Source organism: Rhodococcus sp. Q1, from assembly GCF_004153645.1.
In the GTDB taxonomy this organism is placed as follows: domain Bacteria; phylum Actinomycetota; class Actinomycetes; order Mycobacteriales; family Mycobacteriaceae; genus Rhodococcus; species Rhodococcus gordoniae.
Window position 1 is genome coordinate 288,400 of the sequence record NZ_SDMJ01000004.1, and the last position, 16,232, is coordinate 304,631.

A 16,232-nucleotide genomic window follows, 5' to 3' on the forward strand; every position below is an offset into this window, starting at 1 on the left:
CACAACCGCACCGAGACCGAACCCGCCGCCTCAGCGGTGCGACGGCCGTACGATTCGGCTCATGCCCGACATCCCACTCGAAGGATCCGCCGACGGTTTCGCCGACATCGCCTCGCAGCTCGACTACCCGATGTTCATCGTCACCGCATTCGACGGTGAGGAACGCAGCGGCTGCCTGATCGGATTCGCGACGCAGTCCGCGATCGATCCGGCACGCTTTCTCGTGGCACTGTCGGACAAGAACCGGACGTACCGGGTGGCGTCGAAGGCGAAGCATCTCGCGGTACACGTCCTGACCCCGGCCGATCGCGAACTGGCGGCGCTGTTCGGTGAGCACACCGGTGACGACATCGACAAGTTCGACCGCTGCTCGTGGCGGGAGGGACCGTACGGCCTGCCCGTGCTCGACGGCCCGCGGGCCTGGTTCGTCGGCCGGATCCTGGAGACGTTCACGACCGGTGACCACGGAGGCTTCCTCCTCGAACCCGAACGCGGCGAGCTCCGCGGCGACCTGGACCGCCTCATGACCTTCGCGTCCGTGGGCGATCTCGAAGCCGGGCACGGCGCGTGACGTGCATCCGTAGAGCGCAAGTGATCTGATCGGCGACATGCGACGACTCGACGGCACCCCTGCGGCGCAGCACGTGGACGACACGGCGCTGCGCGCCCTCTACGCCTATCCCGACGACCTGTCCCGGCCGTGGCTGCGGATCAACTTCGTGTCCTCGCTCGACGGCGCCGTGGCGGTCGAAGGACGGTCGGGCGCCCTGGGTTCCCCTTCCGACAAGAAGGTCTTCGGGCTGTTGCGCGAGCTCGCCGACGTGATCCTCGTGGGTGCGGGCACGGTGCGCGCCGAGAACTACGGTGGCGCCCGGACGAGCGAGGCCCTGCGGGCGCGGCGGCAGGAGGCCGGACTGGCTCCGATACCCCCGGTCGCGGTGGTGACCGCCTCGTGCGACCTGCCACCCGACCTGCGTCTGTTCACCGATACGACGATCCCGCCCGTGGTGTTCACGACCGCACGTGCCCCCGAGAGCGCCCGGCGCGCGGTCGAGGCCGCCGGTGGCGAGGTACGCGTCATCGCCGACGCGGTGATCGACGGACCCTCCTTGCTCGCCGCGATCGGCGAGGCAGGATGGCTCCGCGTGCTGTGCGAGGGCGGGCCCAGCCTGTTCGGCCGCATGATCGAGGACGGCGTTGTCGACGAGCTGTGTCTGACCTGGGCGCCGGTCCTGGCCGCCGGTAACGCCGGGCGCATCGCGCACGCACCGACGGCTGCCCTGACCCCCCTGCGACGTGCGCACCTGGTGTGCGACGACGACGGCACCCTGCTCACCCGCTGGGTGCGGACCGATGCTCTGGAAGGAGACACGCATGGCCGATGACGATGTGGTGGAGGGGACGGACACCTCCGACGAGCTGATCGAGCAGTTGGCCCAGCTCGCCTCCGACAAGGAATTGACGCTCGGCTGCGCGGAGTCGCTCACCGCCGGCACGCTCGCAGCCCGCCTGGGTGCCGCGAAGGGCAGCTCCGACTGGTTCCGCGGCGGCATCGTCGCGTACTCGCGCGAGGTCAAGTACGGCCTGCTGGACGTACCCGAAGGTCCGGTGGTCAGCGAGACCGCGGCGCGCACGATGGCGGAGAGCACCTCCCGCCTCCTGGGAGCCGAGATCGTCGTCGCCGTGAGCGGAGCCGGCGGACCCGATCCGCAGGACGGCCGTCCGCCGGGCACGGTCTGTTTCGCGACGACCGGTCCGGACGGAACTCGCAGCGAGGAGCAGCACTTCGACGGTGACCCGGAGAAGGTGCTCGCACAGACGGTGCGTCACGCGCTGTCGTTGCTCGTGGAGCGGGCATCCGCCTGAAAATCGGATGCGGTCCCCTGCCTGCGTGACCTACCGTGACGGCCATGCGCGTCGTCTTCACGAAAGGTCCCGGCATCGGGTACGAGATCGCGGTGCATCGCGAGACCGGACCGGAACTCGCTCCGCGCAACGGCCCGGGCGGTCACCCCTATCTCCCCCACGACCTCGTGCACCTGCTGGTCGAGAGGGAGGCGGGCATCGAGCTCGGCGTCTACGGGCAGTTGGCCGCCGGCGACAACGGCCTGTTCTGGCCTGCCGACGACGCAGAACGAACCCGGGCCGGTCGGCGTCGCAGGTCGAAGAAGCATGCGATGCCCCCGCGCGCGGAGGCCGACATGATCAGGTCGGAGGAACTGGCGCGCATCGCCGTCCCCGTCTGGGAGGCGCGGCGCCGCCCGGCAGACGGGCTGCCGGCCCATGTCTCCGAGAAGGACGTCGTACCGGTGGTCGACCGCATCGTGGACACCTTCGACGACTACGCCGACCGGTGGCATGCGCTACCGGTCGGCGGGTCGCTCACGGTGACCTGGGAGAGACCGTCACAGAGCCGACGGTGACACGTCCAGGGTCGTCCGGTCGAGGCTCGCGAGCAGATCGAACTGCGGGCCGGTCCTCGGCAGTTCGAAACGGAAGAAATAGCGTGCGGCAGCGCGCTTCCCGTCGAAGAAGTCACCCTCGCGGTCGCCTACGGCGAGGAGCTGCTCGAGCCACAGCCATGCCACGACGACGTGCCCGACGGCTTCCAGATAGACCGACGAGTTCGCCAGGGCCACAGCGGGATCGCCGGTGGACCACAGTGTCGCGGTGGTCTCCGCGACGCGCCCCACGGCCGCGCCCAGCTGTTCCGCGTAAGCGGCGGCGTCGCCCCCTGCCCGTGTCGCCTGCGCGATGGTCCGTCCTACCGTTTCGCCGAGCAGCGCGAGAGCGGCACCGCCCTGCATGATCACCTTGCGGCCGAGCAGATCCAAACCTTGGATACCGTGGGTGCCTTCGTGAATGGGGTTGAGGCGGTTGTCGCGGTAGAACTGTTCGACGTCGAACTCGCGGGTGTAGCCGTAGCCCCCGAGCACCTGGATCGCGAGGCTGTTGGCCTCGAGGCACCACTGCGACGGCCAGGACTTCGCGATGGGCGTGAGCAGGTCCAGCAGCAGACCGGCGCGTGCGCGCGCCGCTTCGCTCTCGGCGGTGCGCTGGTCGTCGACGAGCTTCGAGCAGTACAAGCCCAACGCCAGCGCACCTTCGACGTACGACTTCTGCGCCAACAACATCCGCCGTACATCGGCGTGTTCGACGAGGGGAACCTGCGGTGAGGCCGGATTCTTCGCGCCGAGCGGACGGCCCTGGGTGCGGGTGCGGGCGTAGTCGAGGGACTGCAGGTATCCGGCGTACCCGAGGGAGGTGGCAAGGAAGCCGACGCCGATCCGCGCCTCGTTCATCATGTGGAACATGTACGACAGGCCCTTGTGCGGCTCGCCGAGCAGGTAGCCGACCGCACCGGCCTTTCCGCCGGGCGTGTGGACGCCCTCCCCGAAGTTGAGCAAGGTGTTGGTGGTGCCGCGGTTGCCCATCTTGTGGTTGAGGCCGACGAGGGCGACGTCGTTGCGTTCGCCGAGGGTGCCGTCGGCCTCGACGAGGAACTTCGGGACGATGAACAGCGAGATGCCCTTCACCCCGTCCGGTCCGCCGGGGATCTTGGCGAGGACGAGGTGGACGATGTTCTCGGTGAGTTCGTGATCGCCGCCGGAGATCCACATCTTGGTGCCGGTGAGGCGGTAGGAGCCGTCGTCCGCGGGCACGGCCTTGGTGGTGATGTCGGCGAGCGAGGAGCCTGCCTGGGGTTCGGACAGGCACATGGTGCCGAAGAAGCGCCCCTCGAGCATGGGCGGTACGAAGGTGGCGATCTGCTCGTCGCTGCCGTGCGCGACGAGCAGGCTCGCGTTCGCCGCCGTGAGGAAGGGATAGGCGGAGGTTCCGGCGTTCGCCGCCTGGAACCACGCCATCGACGCGCGCTGCACCGTCACCGGAAGTTGCATCCCGCCGTGTTCCTCGTCGAATCCGCCCGCGAGGAGGCCTGCCTTGGAGAACAGCTCCAGGGCGTCCTTGACCTCGGGGATGATCTCGACGCGGCCGTCCTCCCCGATGCGGGGTTCCTGGGCGTCGGCCTTCTTGTTGTGCGGCGCGAAGTGCTTGGTGGCGATGTCGGCGCTCAGGGCGAGTACGGCATCGAAGGTTTCCCGAGAGTGGTCGGCGAAGCGTGTCCGCGTGGTCAGGGACTCGACGTCGAGCCAGTCGTAGAGAAGAAAGTCCAGATCGCGGCGGGACAGGAGAGGTGAGGGCATCGGGGATCCTTTCGGGCGACGCGGGTATCCGGCCGCAGCAGGAACGAACTAAGCGCTCACTCAGTAGAGCAATGCCGGTGCATGATGTCAACGACGCCTTTTCCGCGACCCGCAGGACGGACCCCGTGACCGACACACCCGAGCAGACCTCCGACGCGCCCGTTACCGTCGATTCCCCCGCCGCCGCCCTTCCGGGCGGCGGATCCGACGTCGCGCGCCGGCTCGTCGCCTCCGCCGTGGAGTCCTTCGCCCGACGCGGCTACCACGCGACCACCACCAGGGACATCTCCGTCGGCGCGGGGCTGAGCCCCGCCGCTCTGTACGTGCACTTCCCGTCCAAGGAGGCGGTACTCTTCGAAGCCGGTCGCAACGGACACCTCCACGTTCTCGAGGAGGTCGAGAGCGCTGCTGCGATCTCCACCGATCCGGTCGAACGGATGCGCGCGATCGTCGACCGGTTCGTGCGGATCCACGCGGTGCACCACACGACCTGCCGCGTCGCGCAGTACGAACTGCACGCGCTCTCGGAGGAGCACTACCGCGAGATCGCCGAGATCCGCCGGCGCACCGACGCCGTGGTCCGCGAGGTCATCTCCTCCGGAGTCGGCAGCGGCGCGTTCCGCGTCGGCGACGTGCCCACCGCAGCCCTGGCCGTCCTGTCGCTGGGGATCGATGTCGCCCGGTGGTACCGCCCGGGCCGAATGGACGTCGACGACCTGGCCCGCCACTACGTCGACCTGGCGTTGTCGATGCTCGGGGCACCCCCACACTGACCCGGGTCGGCCGCCGAACGACGACGAGGCCCGCGACATCGGTGTGACCACCGTTGTCGCGGGCCTCGAATGTCGTTGCGGGCGCGGTTATCCGACGCCGAGGAGATCGATCACGAAGACCAGTGTCTTGCCTCCGAGCGGATGCCCGGAACCGGCCGGTCCGTACGCGAGCTGCGGGGGCACCGTGAGCTTGCGACGTCCACCGACGCGCATGCCCGGAATGCCCTCCTGCCAACCCGGGATCAGCCGTCCCAGCGGGAACCGGGCGGAGTCGCCACGAGCGAACGACGAGTCGAACACCTCGTTGGTCTCGTACTCCACACCGTGGTAGTGCACATCGACCACGCCGCCCGGCTGGGCCTCGTCGCCGTCACCGATCGTGATGTCCTCGATCACGAGATCGGCGGGCGCAGGGCCGGTCGCCGGCTCGATCGTCGGAACCTCCGGCGGCACCTGCACGGCGAGCAGGTCGATGATGAACACGAGGGTCTTGCCGGACATGCGGTGTCCCGATCCGGCCGGACCGTAGGCGAGCTCCGGCGGGATGGTCAGCTGGCGACGCCCGCCGACCTTCATGCCCGGGATGCCTTCCTGCCAGCCGGCGATCAGGCCGGACAGCGGGAAGGTGATGGACTCACCGCGGCTCCACGACGAGTCGAACTCCTCACCGGAATCGAACTCGACCCCGACGTAGTGGACTTCGACCTTCGATCCGGGTTCCGCCTCGGCACCGTCGCCGACCACCAGGTCCTTGATGACCAACTGGGTGGGAGCGGGGCCCTCCTGGAACTCGATTTCGGGCTTTGTCATGCGTGTCTCCTCGTCGGGATTCGGTCGAGATGTCCGGTCGTTACGAGGGTCAGCGCTCCTCGAGGGACGTGTACGGCCGCTCGGTGTAGCCGGTGTAGATCTGACGCGGACGGCCGATCTTCAGGGTCGGGTCGGAGTGCATCTCACGCCAGTGCGCGATCCAGCCGGGCAGGCGGCCGAGGGCGAACAGCACGGTGAACATGCGGTCCGGGAAGCCCATCGCACGGTAGATCAGGCCCGTGTAGAAGTCGACGTTCGGGTACAGCTTGCGCTCGATGAAGTAGTCGTCCGTGAGCGCGGCCTCTTCGAGCTTCATGGCGATCTCGAGCAGTTCGTCGCCCGCACCGAGCTTCTTGAGGATGCGGTCGGCGGTCTTCTTGACGATCGCGGCCCGCGGATCGTAATTACGGTAGACGCGGTGCCCGAAGCCCATGAGCTTCACGCCGTCTTCCTTGTTCTTGACCTTGCGGACGAAATCCTTGACGTCGCCCTCGGACTTGGCGATGCCGTCGAGCATCTCGAGCACGGCCTGGTTGGCGCCGCCGTGCAGCGGGCCCCACAGCGCGTTGATGCCACCCGAGATGGACGTGAAGAGGTTGGCATCGGACGAGCCGACGAGACGCACCGTCGAGGTCGAGCAGTTCTGCTCGTGATCGGCGTGCAGGATGAGCAGCATGTCGAGCGCCTGCGCGATCTCGGGATCGATCTCGTAGGGCTCGGCCGGGAAGCCGAAGGTCATGCGCAGGAAGTTCTCGACCAGCGACAACGAGTTGTCGGGGTAGAGGAAGGGCTGACCGACCGACTTCTTGTACGCGTAGGCCGCGATGGTCGGCAGCTTGGCGAGCAGACGGATCGTCGACAGCTCGACCTGCTCGGAGTCGTCCGGGTCGAGGGAGTCGGGGTAGTACGCCGACAGGGCGTTGACAGCGCTCGACACGACGGGCATCGGGTGCGCGTTGCGCGGGAAGCCGTCGAAGAACCGCTTGAGATCCTCGTGCAGCAGGGTGTGGCGGCGGATCTTGTCGGTGAAGACCTCGAGCTGCTCCGCGGTCGGCAGCTCACCGTAGATCAGCAGGTAGCTGACCTCGATGAACGTGGACTTCTCGGCGAGCTGCTCGATCGGGTATCCGCGGTACCGCAGGATGCCCTCCTCACCGTCGATGTACGTGATCGCCGACTTGGTGGAGGCGGTGTTGACGAAACCCGGATCCAGGGTGGTGTACCCGGTCGCCGCAAGGAGCTTGCCCAGCTCGATACCGTCATTGCCTTCCGTCGCCTTGGCGATCGACATCGTGTGTTCGCCACCGGGGTAGCTGAGGGTGGGGTTGGTGTCATTCTCAGCGGGCACGAAGGATCCCTCTCAAGCTCAGACCTACGAGAAACTTCCGGACATTCACGTAGAACCTAGCCGTAGCGCGGGGTATGCGCTGAGGCAGGGTCCGCCGAAAGTCCCCGATCGGTATGTCGTCCATGTGGGCTCCGAACGCTCGCCCGCACCCTCTGCGACAGCGCCGCAAGGCCGGCACACGCCGATAACCTGCGGCAATACTACCCAAGTCTCACCAAGGTCGTTACGCGGGGATCTGCGCGTATCCGGCGCCCACGCGGTCACTCTACTCACGGCACCGCGAGGAGCACATCGAGGAGTGCGGCGGTGGCCTGCGCGACGGCTGCACCCTCGAGAGGCGCATCGGTTCATCGGTCGTCGAGTCCGACAGGATCGCCGCCATCACCGGCTGCCCGTCGGGCGATCACACCATCCCGGCGTCGTCCGCCGTCCCTTCGGAGGGATCCTTCCGCTTCGAGGCGCAGAACAGCGGCGGTGGAGAACAGCGCCCCGGCATCGTGCAGAACATTCTGCGCGGCAGAGTGTTTCGAATCGACATGACGCAACCCCGCGCATCGCCGTCACCGGGTTGCACGCGCCGCTTCCGGACGAAGTCGTTTCCGGCGAGAATGTGGACCTGTCGTCACCCGAGGGTGCGCGAGACCCGGTAGCGCACGAAGGCAGGGAAAGCGACGACGCACACGGCCGTGCCGACGATCACGAGCACACCGCCACCGGCCGCCGCGACTGCCGTGCCCACAGCCGCTGCGGCCGCACCGTGGAGCACGTCGCCGATGCGCGGCCCGCCCGCGACGACCACGATGAACACACCCTGGAGCCGACCGCGCATCTCGTCGGTCGCGACGGTCTGCAGCATCGTCGAGCGGAAGGCCGCGGACACCATGTCGACCGCACCGCCGAAGGCCAGGAAGAACAGTGCGACCCACAGCAGCAGGCCGCTGCCGCCCGGCTCGGCCCACCACACCGCGGCACCGAAACCCACCATCGCCACGCCCCACAGGACGATGCACACGATCACGGCGAGCCCCTGTCGCTGCACTCGCGGCAACCACCCGGAGAAGACGCCGCCGATCACCGCGCCCACCGACATCGCCGCGAACAGCAGACCGAGGGCGAAGCCGCCCTGCGCGGGATCACCGAACGATTCGTGGGCGATCTGCGGGAACAGCGCGCGCGGCATCCCGAACACCATCGCGACGATGTCGACGACGAACGACGCCAGCAGGATCTTCTGTCCGGACAGATACCGGAAGCCGTCGAACACCGCGCGCAGACCGGCGCGGGTCACCTCACCCAGCGGCGGGATCGCCGGTAGCCGGACCACCGCCCACAGGGTTGCGAGCAGGAAGATCGCGTCGAGCAGATAGAGGGTGGGCAGACCCACGACGGGGATGAGGGCACCCGCGAACAACGGCCCGGCGATGGCACCGAACTGCACCACCGTCATGTTCAGCGAGGTGGCCGCCGCGATCTGCCCCGTCGGCAGCAACCGCGGGATGATCGCCGCGCGGGTCGGCTGGTTGACGGCGAAGAACGCCTGCTGCACCGAGAACAGACACAGCAGGATCCACACGTTGTCCAGTCCGCTCGCCGCCTGCACCCACAGCAGCAGGGACGTGGCACCGAGTCCGGCGGAGGTGATCAGGAGCAGCTTCCGGCGATCCATGGCGTCGGCGAGGGCTCCACCCCACAGTCCGAAGACCACGAGGGGAACCAGCCCGAAGACACCGGTCAGGCCCACATATGCCGAATTGCGGGTGATCTCGTAGATCTGCTGCGGCACGGCGACCACGGCCATCTGGGCGCCGATGACGGTAACGATCCCGGCCCACCACAGCCGGGCGTAATCCTTGGTGCGCAGGGGTGTGGTGTCGGCGAGCAACCGCCTCACGGTTGCAGGCGCTCGGTGACCCAGCGACCGTCGACCGAGCGGGTCCGGATCCTGTTGTGCAACCGATTGGGTCGGCCCTGCCAGAACTCGACCGACTCCGGCACGATCCGGAAGCCGCCCCAGAACGGCGGCACCGGGATGTCGTCGTCGAGGTCGTACCGCTCGGCGGCCTCGACGAGGGCGTGCTCGAGATCGGCTCGCTCCCCCACCGGCCGTGACTGTTGCGACGCCCACGCGCCGAGTCGTGATCCGCGCGGACGGGTGTGCCAGTACGCGAGCGTCTGATCGTCGGGCACGCGGACGACCGGTCCGCGGACCGTCACCTGCCGGTAGACCGGCAGCCACAGGAAGGTGGCCGAAGCGTAGGGATGCCCGGCCAGATGGCGGCCCTTGTCGGACTCGAAGTTCGTGAAGAAGGTCAGGCCGTCGGCGTCGATCTTCTTGCACAGCACGGTGCGGGTCGCCGGGTGGCCCTGCTCGTCGACGGTCGCGAGCACCATCGCATTGGGTTCGGGCACAGCGGTGGCGACCGCGTCCGCAAACCACGTACGCAACAGCGGAAGCCAGCCTCCGGCGACATCGTCCGGGGTGAGATCGCGGTCGGCGGGGGACTCGTCGGTCGGCCCGGCCGGGCTGTAGTCGACACGCATACGCGCGAGGTCGTCTCCCTCGGGGCGCGGCAACGGTGTATCGGACGGCACGAACGACGACGGTACTCCGGCATCCGGAAGGCGGCGCTCGGACCACGAGGACTACAGTTTTCAGGACGACCCGAGTGGGGTGCCGATCACACCTGGCGGTGACCTCATTCCACCGGCAGCGCGGCTCGGACCGGGCCGTGCTCGAATGAGGAGAGCCCAACCGTCATGGCAATGCGCACGTCAGTTCCCGAGGATTTCGTCGCAGGACTCGAAGGCGTGGTCGCCTTCACGAGCGACATCGCCGAGCCCGACAAGGACGGTGGCGCACTGCGCTATCGCGGGGTCGACATCGAAGAACTCGTCGAGAAGGGAGTCACCTTCGGCGACGTGTGGGCTCTGCTCGTCGACGGCGAGTTCGGTCGCGGCCTGTACCCGGCCGAGCCGTTCCCCCTCCCGATCCACACCGGCGACGTGCGTGTCGACGTCCAGGCGGGGCTGGCGATGCTCGCACCCATCTGGGGTTTCCGTCCGCTGCTCGACATCGACGACGCCACGGCCCGCGACAATCTCGCGCGTGCCGCGGTGATGGCCCTGTCCTATGTGGCCCAATCGGCCCGCGGCATCTATCAGCCCGCCGTGCCGCAGCAGCGCATCGACGAGGCGAGCACCGTCACGGAGCGTTTCATGGTGCGCTGGAAGGGCGATCCCGATCCCAAGCACGTCGAGGCGATCGACGCCTACTGGGTGTCGGCGGCCGAGCACGGCATGAACGCCTCGACGTTCACCGCCCGGGTCATCGCCTCCACCGGCGCCGACGCGGCCGCATCGCTCTCCGGCGCCGTCGGCGCGATGTCCGGGCCGCTGCACGGCGGCGCCCCGGCCCGCGTGCTGCCGATGATCGAGGAGACCGAACGCACCGGCGATCCGCGCGGACTGGTCAAGGGCATCCTCGACCGCAAGGAGAAGCTCATGGGCTTCGGTCACCGTGTCTACCGCGCCGAGGACCCCCGCGCCCGGGTGCTGCGCAGCACCGCGAAGCGGCTCGACGCTCCCCGCTTCGAGGCCGCGGCCGCGCTCGAGCAGGCCGCGCTGGCCGAACTGCGCGAGCGTCGCCCCGACCGCGCGATCGAGACCAACGTCGAGTTCTGGGCCGCGGTGATCCTCGATTTCGCGGAGGTCCCTGCGGCGATGATGCCCGCGATGTTCACCTGCGGGCGCACCGCCGGCTGGTGCGCGCACATCCTCGAGCAGAAGCGGCTGGGCAAGCTCGTGCGTCCCGCGGCGATCTACACAGGCCCGGATCCGCGACCTGCCTCGGAGGTCACGGGCTGGGACTCGATCGCACACCGTTGACCCCTCCCCCGGCCGGGCCCGACCAGCGCCCGGCCGGGGCTCCGAGGAGGCGGTCTAGACTACCTGTGCACCATGTCCCTCGACTCTTAGGACACGCATTCCGATGGCAGACGCGTCACCGATCATTCCCGCCGACCTGAAGCCCGCAGACGGCCGCTTCGGCTGCGGCCCCTCCAAGGTTCGTCCCGAGCAGCTGCAGTCGCTGGTCGATGTCGGCGCTTCGGTGTTCGGCACCAGCCACCGGCAGAAGCCGGTCAAGGACGTCGTCGCCCGTGTCCGCTCGGGTCTGCGCGACCTGTTCTCCCTGCCGGAGGGTTACGAGGTCGTCCTCGGCAACGGTGGCACCACCGCCTTCTGGGATGCCGCGGCGTTCGGTCTGATCCGGGAGCGTTCGCAGCACTTCACCTACGGCGAGTTCTCGTCGAAGTTCGCGACCGTCGCGAAGAAGAACCCGTTCATCGGCGACCCGATCGTCGTGGGTTCGGAGCCCGGTTCGGCCCCCGAGATCGTCGCCGACGCGTCGGCCGACCTCATCGGCTGGGCGCACAACGAGACCTCGACGGGTGTCGCGGTTCCCGTGCAGCGCCCTGCCGGTTCCGACAACGCCCTGATCGCGATCGACGCGACCTCGGGTGCCGGCGGCCTGCCGGTGAACATCGCCGACGCCGACGTGTACTACTTCGCTCCGCAGAAGTGCTTCGCCGCCGACGGTGGTCTGTGGATCGCGCTGATGAGCCCGGCCGCGCTCGAGCGTGTCGCGGAGATCAAGGAGTCGGGTCGTTTCACCCCCGAGTTCCTGTCGCTGCCGATCGCGGTGGACAACAGCAGCAAGGACCAGACGTACAACACCCCGGCGCTGGCCACCCTGCTGCTGTTCGCCAACCAGATCGAGTGGATGAACGGCAACGGCGGGCTCGACTGGGCGGTCGCCCGCACGAAGGATTCGTCCGCGCGCCTGTACGAGTGGGCCGAGGCATCCGAGTACGCGACCCCGTTCGTCGCCGATCCGGCACTGCGTTCGCAGGTCGTGGGCACCATCGACTTCGCCGAGTCGGTCGACGCAGCCCAGGTCGCGAAGATCCTGCGCGCCAACGGCATCGTCGACACCGAGCCCTACCGCAAGCTCGGCCGCAACCAGCTGCGCGTCGGCATGTTCCCGGCCATCGATCCCGAGGACGTCTCGCAGCTGACCAAGAGCATCGACTGGGTCGTCTCCCAGCTCTGAGCACGCTCGCGAAGCGGGGCCGGGTCCGGGATCGGACCCGGCCCCGCTGTCGTTCGAGTCTCGACCTCGCATCGAGACATTTCGGCGAACCCTGGACGATAACGCGCCGCGCCGGATTTCTTGCGATGCCACTCGGCGTGGCGCGGCGTGTCCGGCCACGAAAAATATCGCGGTCGGTTACAGTCGGGCGGGTCAATCGCGATCGGCGCGAGGAGGTCAAGGTGCGAGAGCTTCGAGTGGTCGGTCTCGAGCCCGATGCTAAGCATGTGGTGCTCGCCGATCCCACGACGGGGGACAAGTTCCGCATTCCCGTCGACGACACCCTGCGCGCAGCCGCTCGCGGGGATCTGGCCCGTCTCGGCCAGATCCAGATCGAGACGACCAGCCAGCTCCGTCCTCGCGAGATCCAGGCCCGCATCCGCGGGGGCGCCTCGGTCGAACAGGTGGCCGACGAGGCGGGCATCCCCGTCGCCAAGGTCGAACGGTTCGCCTATCCCGTTCTGCTCGAACGGTCCCGGGCCGCCGACATGGCCAAGAAGGGTCACCCGGTCCGACCCGACGGACCTGCTGTCGAAACCCTGCTCGACATCGTCACGCATGCTTTCCGCGCCCGTGGGCACAGCCTCGACGAGGCCGAATGGGATGCCTGGCGCGACGACGACGGATTCTGGGTCGCGCAGTTGCGGTGGCACGCCGGTCGTTCCACGAACCGGGCCCACTGGCGGTACCAGCCCGATGCGCACGGTGGCACGATCACCGCTCTCGACGACATCGCGGCCGATCTGGTGGATCCCGATTGCGGTCGTCCTTTGCGCTACCTGACCCCGGTCTACTCGGCGCGCGACGTCGACGATTCCACCGAGGCCGAGAACGCCGAACGTCACGCCCCGATCGCACTGGAGTCCCCCGCTGCCGAAGAACCGGCTCCCGAGCCGACCGCTGCAGAGGAGGCTGCCGTTGCCGCCACCGTGGGCGACGAGGCACCACAGGCCCCCGCGAAGGACAAGCGCGGCAAGCCGGCCCTCCCCTCGTGGGATGACGTGTTGCTCGGTGTGCGCAGTAACGGACGCGTCTGAGGAAGACGTCGGCGATGTCGGCGACGGTGTCGACGCTCTGGTACGTCGACGCACCCGATCCTGCCGCGGTCCTGCGCGAGTTTTCCCCGGATCGTGATGCGGCGCAGGCACTTCTGTCGCGCATGTTCCCCGACGTTCAGGTCGATCCCGGGGTGCGGGTTCCGCTGACCGAGGTCGGTCGAGACGATACGGCGGATTCGGTCGAACGGTTCTGGGTCGGCAGCTATCCCGGCGTGACGGTCGTGTCGAGCCGCCGATTCGCACTGCGCCACCCATCGGAGCTTCCCTCGATGTGGTTGCGTACGCCCGCCGCGGAACACACCTGCCTGCTGGCCTCCGATCCGGCCGGTGCGTGGGGATCGTTCGCCGTGTGGGAGTGCGGCAGGCTGCGACGCAGTTTCGGGGCGAGCACGGTCGAGTTCTTCGAGGACGAGGGCCTGCCGTTCGTGTGGGAACGGCCGTTCTGGGCGGGTGACCATCCGCTCCGCTGGCCGCCGAACATCCCACCGCCCCCGGAGTCCCTGCCTTTCCACCCCCGCAAGCTCGTCGAGGAGGCGCACGGCGCATGGCTCGGATTCCGCTACGTCGGGCGTCGCCACGACGAACCGGACCCGCGCGAGATCGAGACGTGGAGTTTCACGCTGCGCACCCCGGTCCCGCAGGTCACCGCCCCGGCTCCGAAGACCGGCTGGTGGCGGCGCCTCGTGGCGCGTTGACCTCCCGCCCCTACCCCGGATTCTCCACCGGTCTGTTCACTCTCCTTCTGAGATAGTGGTTTTCAGGGAGTCGACGTCCTCGGACGTGATGTCCGGGGACTGGAGGACGATGGCCCAGGCGTCCACGTACTCGGTGCTGTACTTGTGGCCGTGACCGGCCGGCACACCCGTGGAGAAGGGCAGATCTGCCGTGATCTGCCAGAAGGTCACGAACGGTATCCACACCATGTCCTCGAGCACGTCGCGACCGGGGGCTTCACCGATCCAATCCGGTTCGCTCGTAATCAGACGCGGACTCCACCACACGATCGGGTCCGACGGATGCATCAGATACAGCACCCGACTTCCCTCCCACGGAGCGCCGTCGGGAGGAATACCCGCCTGCGGGTCGTTCGTGAATCGCACCGTGCGACCGTCCCGGAAGACCGGCTCGACCTCCGGGCTGCCCTCGTCCCGGCGATCACTGAACTCCCGGAAGAGGACGTTGAAGTTCGGAGGACCGGCGAACACCGTACCCGCCGTCCGATTGCGCAGGTCGTACTCGCCGCTGAAGGCCGTCTCCCCACCGAACGAACCGAGACTCTCACCTGCCACGAACAATCGGGGGCGGGCGTCCTGAGGAAGCTTGGACCAGACGTCGTAGACCGCGTCGAACAGATCGCGTCCGGCTTCCCTCGCCTTCGACTGGTCGACCAGATAGGAGATCCACGAAGGCAGGTAGGAGTACTGGATGGCAACGGTCGCGACATCGCCGCCGGTGAGGTACTCGACGGAGTCCACCAGGGCCGGGTCCACCCATCCACTTCCGGTCGTCGTCACCACCACCAGATTCCGGCGTTCGAATCCGCCTGCCCGCGTGAGGTCTTCGACCGCCAGCGCCGCTCGCGTCTCGGTGTCCTCGGACGACGCCAGACCGGCGTAGATCCGGATCGGTTCGAGGGCAGGACCTTCGGTGAACCGGCCGATCTGCTCGGTGGACGGACCCTGCCCGACGAAGATCCGCCCCTGCCACCCCAGGGAATCCCACGGCACCACCGAATCCGGTCCGCCGGAGCGTAGCGCGGTCGTCGGTTGCTGCACACCTTCCTCGGTCTTCGTGTCCCGTGCCGAGAACGCCGTGTTGGCGACGTCGATGAAACCTGCGAGCAGCACGCCGGAGACGAGCGCGTACACGAGGCCGGCGACGAGCACCCATCCCACGACGTTCGCGGCTCGCTGCCCGATCCACCGGTCGAGCGTCTTCGCCGCCCAGCGATACAGACCACGAATACCGCGTCCGGTCGCCAGGAGGAGGCCGAACACCAGTACCGCGATGACCGGCGAGAGCACCGTGAACACGAGATCGTATTCGGAAATCCCCATCAGAGATCGGATTTCGTGCTGCCAGTACTGGCCGAGCCCGAAGAAGACCGCGAAGAGGACCGCCCCGCAGACTCCGAAGATCCACCACGACGGAGCCTTGGGAGACCGAGGAGGCCGGTCGGCGAACGCGCGCCACACGAACGCGAGGAGCACCCCGAGGCCGTATCCGATCGCGGCAGTGATCCCGCAGATCATCCCCTGCAGGATCCCACCGCGCGGAAGCAACGACGGGGTGAAGGACAAACATGCGAAAAGCACTGCACCCCAACACCCGGGAAGCGTGAGATGCAGTGCACTCCGTCGTCGCTGCGAACGGGAAGCGCCGGACTCGGTCGTGATGTTCCCGACCGGTCCGCCCCGAACGCCGCGACCGCCTTCCTGCACGGCCGCGTCAGTAGTAGTCGGAACGCGGCTGCCAGGTCGAGACCGCCCAGATCACAACCACATCGAGCGCGATGATCAGGATCGACCACCACGGGTAGTACGGCAACCACATAAAGTTCGCAAGGATCGACAACGCGGCGATGACGATGGCCGTGACGCGAGCCCACGTGGCGCCGCTCATCAACGCGAGACCGGCGACCAGCATCACGACACCGAGGACGATGTGGATCCATCCCCACGTGGTGAAGTCGAATTTGAACGTGTATTCCACGCCCCGCACGAAGACTTCGTCCTCGGCCACCGCGGCGATGCCCTGGAAGATCTGGACGATGCCGACGGTTGCCAGGATGATCGCTGCGCCGATCGAGGTGCCTGCGGCGATGCCCTGTTTGACACTCGTCCCGCCCCGGTCGGGGCGTACATCCTGCGACATGACAATCCTCTCGTG

General features: G+C 68.0%; 16 protein-coding genes and 1 pseudogene. 9 read left to right on the top strand and 8 right to left on the bottom strand.

Annotation, left to right across the window (positions count from 1 at the left end; all coding sequences use genetic code 11):
• The first annotated feature begins 61 nt into the window (after window positions 1–61).
• From EQ874_RS13615 to EQ874_RS13630, 4 genes are read left to right on the top strand one after another with little or no spacing between them, the layout of a single operon-like run.
• Window positions 62–571: a flavin reductase family protein gene (locus EQ874_RS13615; protein WP_129977107.1), complete on the top strand. Its 510-nt coding sequence runs from the start codon at window positions 62–64 to the stop codon at window positions 569–571.
• A gap of 37 nt (window positions 572–608) precedes the next feature.
• Window positions 609–1,385: a pyrimidine reductase family protein gene (locus EQ874_RS13620; RefSeq protein ID WP_129977108.1), complete on the top strand. Its 777-nt coding sequence runs from the start codon at window positions 609–611 to the stop codon at window positions 1,383–1,385.
• Window positions 1,375–1,866 carry a CinA family protein gene (locus tag EQ874_RS13625; RefSeq protein WP_129977109.1) on the top strand — a complete coding sequence of 164 codons (492 nt, stop codon included), beginning with the start codon at window positions 1,375–1,377 and terminating at the stop codon, window positions 1,864–1,866. The genes EQ874_RS13620 and EQ874_RS13625 overlap by 11 nt, the downstream gene beginning before the upstream one ends.
• Before the next feature lie 44 nt (window positions 1,867–1,910).
• Window positions 1,911–2,423 carry a hypothetical protein gene (locus EQ874_RS13630; protein WP_165369251.1) on the top strand — a complete coding sequence of 171 codons (513 nt, stop codon included), beginning with the start codon at window positions 1,911–1,913 and terminating at the stop codon, window positions 2,421–2,423.
• On the opposite strand, the gene EQ874_RS13635 is transcribed toward EQ874_RS13630, so the two are convergent.
• Window positions 2,406–4,205: an acyl-CoA dehydrogenase gene (locus tag EQ874_RS13635; protein WP_129977111.1), complete on the bottom strand. Its 1,800-nt coding sequence runs from the start codon at window positions 4,203–4,205 to the stop codon at window positions 2,406–2,408. The two genes, EQ874_RS13630 and EQ874_RS13635, sit on opposite strands and share 18 nt — an antisense overlap.
• A gap of 77 nt (window positions 4,206–4,282) precedes the next feature.
• On the opposite strand from EQ874_RS13635, the gene EQ874_RS13640 reads away from it, so the two are divergent.
• Complete coding sequence (locus tag EQ874_RS13640; RefSeq protein WP_064064798.1) at window positions 4,283–4,978, top strand: TetR/AcrR family transcriptional regulator; 696 nt, start codon at window positions 4,283–4,285, stop codon at window positions 4,976–4,978.
• A gap of 87 nt (window positions 4,979–5,065) precedes the next feature.
• Here EQ874_RS13640 and EQ874_RS23220 read toward each other — a convergent pair whose 3' ends face one another.
• The 5 genes and pseudogenes from EQ874_RS23220 to pdxH form a co-directional block, all read right to left on the bottom strand.
• Entirely contained in the window at window positions 5,066–5,461 is a 396-nt protein-coding gene (locus EQ874_RS23220) for an FKBP-type peptidyl-prolyl cis-trans isomerase (protein WP_232284705.1), read from the bottom strand.
• Window positions 5,438–5,788 (bottom strand): annotated as a pseudogene (locus EQ874_RS23225) (FKBP-type peptidyl-prolyl cis-trans isomerase); the annotation flags it as partial. The pseudogene EQ874_RS23225 and the gene EQ874_RS23220, both read right to left, overlap by 24 nt.
• 49 nt (window positions 5,789–5,837) lie before the next feature.
• On the bottom strand, window positions 5,838–7,136 hold the full coding sequence (locus EQ874_RS13650) for a citrate synthase (RefSeq protein WP_016933032.1): 1,299 nt from the start codon (window positions 7,134–7,136) through the stop codon (window positions 5,838–5,840).
• 622 nt (window positions 7,137–7,758) lie between these two features.
• Window positions 7,759–9,027 carry an MFS transporter gene (locus tag EQ874_RS13655; protein WP_064064764.1) on the bottom strand — a complete coding sequence of 423 codons (1,269 nt, stop codon included), beginning with the start codon at window positions 9,025–9,027 and terminating at the stop codon, window positions 7,759–7,761.
• Window positions 9,024–9,710, bottom strand: a complete 687-nt coding sequence (gene pdxH, locus EQ874_RS13660; RefSeq protein ID WP_165369259.1) for a pyridoxamine 5'-phosphate oxidase — start codon at window positions 9,708–9,710, stop codon at window positions 9,024–9,026. Before pdxH ends, EQ874_RS13655 begins: the two co-directional genes overlap by 4 nt.
• Before the next feature lie 183 nt (window positions 9,711–9,893).
• Between pdxH and EQ874_RS13665 the strand changes: the two genes are divergently transcribed.
• The 4 genes from EQ874_RS13665 (at window position 9,894) to EQ874_RS13680 (ending at window position 14,038) form a co-directional block, all read left to right on the top strand.
• Complete coding sequence (locus EQ874_RS13665) at window positions 9,894–11,021, top strand: citrate synthase 2 (RefSeq protein ID WP_129977112.1); 1,128 nt, start codon at window positions 9,894–9,896, stop codon at window positions 11,019–11,021.
• Window positions 11,022–11,124: 103 nt separating this feature from the next.
• Window positions 11,125–12,246 (top strand): phosphoserine transaminase, encoded by a 1,122-nt coding sequence (gene serC / locus EQ874_RS13670; RefSeq protein ID WP_016932820.1) that lies wholly within the window; start codon window positions 11,125–11,127, stop codon window positions 12,244–12,246.
• A gap of 221 nt (window positions 12,247–12,467) precedes the next feature.
• On the top strand, window positions 12,468–13,322 hold the full coding sequence (sepH, locus tag EQ874_RS13675) for a septation protein SepH (protein WP_165369252.1): 855 nt from the start codon (window positions 12,468–12,470) through the stop codon (window positions 13,320–13,322).
• Window positions 13,323–13,336: 14 nt separating this feature from the next.
• Window positions 13,337–14,038, top strand: coding sequence for a hypothetical protein (locus EQ874_RS13680; RefSeq protein ID WP_064064768.1), 702 nt, complete (start codon window positions 13,337–13,339; stop codon window positions 14,036–14,038).
• A gap of 36 nt (window positions 14,039–14,074) precedes the next feature.
• Here EQ874_RS13680 and EQ874_RS13685 read toward each other — a convergent pair whose 3' ends face one another.
• Both EQ874_RS13685 and EQ874_RS13690 read right to left on the bottom strand, forming a co-directional pair.
• Window positions 14,075–15,658: an alpha/beta-hydrolase family protein gene (locus EQ874_RS13685; protein ID WP_129977113.1), complete on the bottom strand. Its 1,584-nt coding sequence runs from the start codon at window positions 15,656–15,658 to the stop codon at window positions 14,075–14,077.
• A gap of 133 nt (window positions 15,659–15,791) precedes the next feature.
• A complete protein-coding gene (locus EQ874_RS13690) occupies window positions 15,792–16,217 on the bottom strand; it encodes a hypothetical protein (protein ID WP_064064769.1) in 426 nt (141 codons plus the stop codon).
• Window positions 16,218–16,232 lie beyond the last annotated feature (15 nt).

What these genes read in the sequence shown, in the direction of transcription:
- EQ874_RS13615 (WP_129977107.1), top strand. Translation starts at nt 62, where the DNA reads ATGCCCGACATCCCACTCGAAGGATCCGCCGACGGTTTCGCCGACATC.
- EQ874_RS13620 (WP_129977108.1), top strand. Translation starts at nt 609, where the DNA reads ATGCGACGACTCGACGGCACCCCTGCGGCGCAGCACGTGGACGACACG.
- EQ874_RS13625 (WP_129977109.1), top strand. Translation starts at nt 1,375, where the DNA reads ATGGCCGATGACGATGTGGTGGAGGGGACGGACACCTCCGACGAGCTG.
- EQ874_RS13630 (WP_165369251.1), top strand. Translation starts at nt 1,911, where the DNA reads ATGCGCGTCGTCTTCACGAAAGGTCCCGGCATCGGGTACGAGATCGCG.
- EQ874_RS13635 (WP_129977111.1), bottom strand. Translation starts at nt 4,205, where the DNA reads ATGCCCTCACCTCTCCTGTCCCGCCGCGATCTGGACTTTCTTCTCTAC.
- EQ874_RS13665 (WP_129977112.1), top strand. Translation starts at nt 9,894, where the DNA reads ATGGCAATGCGCACGTCAGTTCCCGAGGATTTCGTCGCAGGACTCGAA.
- serC (WP_016932820.1), top strand. Translation starts at nt 11,125, where the DNA reads ATGGCAGACGCGTCACCGATCATTCCCGCCGACCTGAAGCCCGCAGAC.
- EQ874_RS13680 (WP_064064768.1), top strand. Translation starts at nt 13,337, where the DNA reads ATGTCGGCGACGGTGTCGACGCTCTGGTACGTCGACGCACCCGATCCT.
- EQ874_RS13690 (WP_064064769.1), bottom strand. Translation starts at nt 16,217, where the DNA reads ATGTCGCAGGATGTACGCCCCGACCGGGGCGGGACGAGTGTCAAACAG.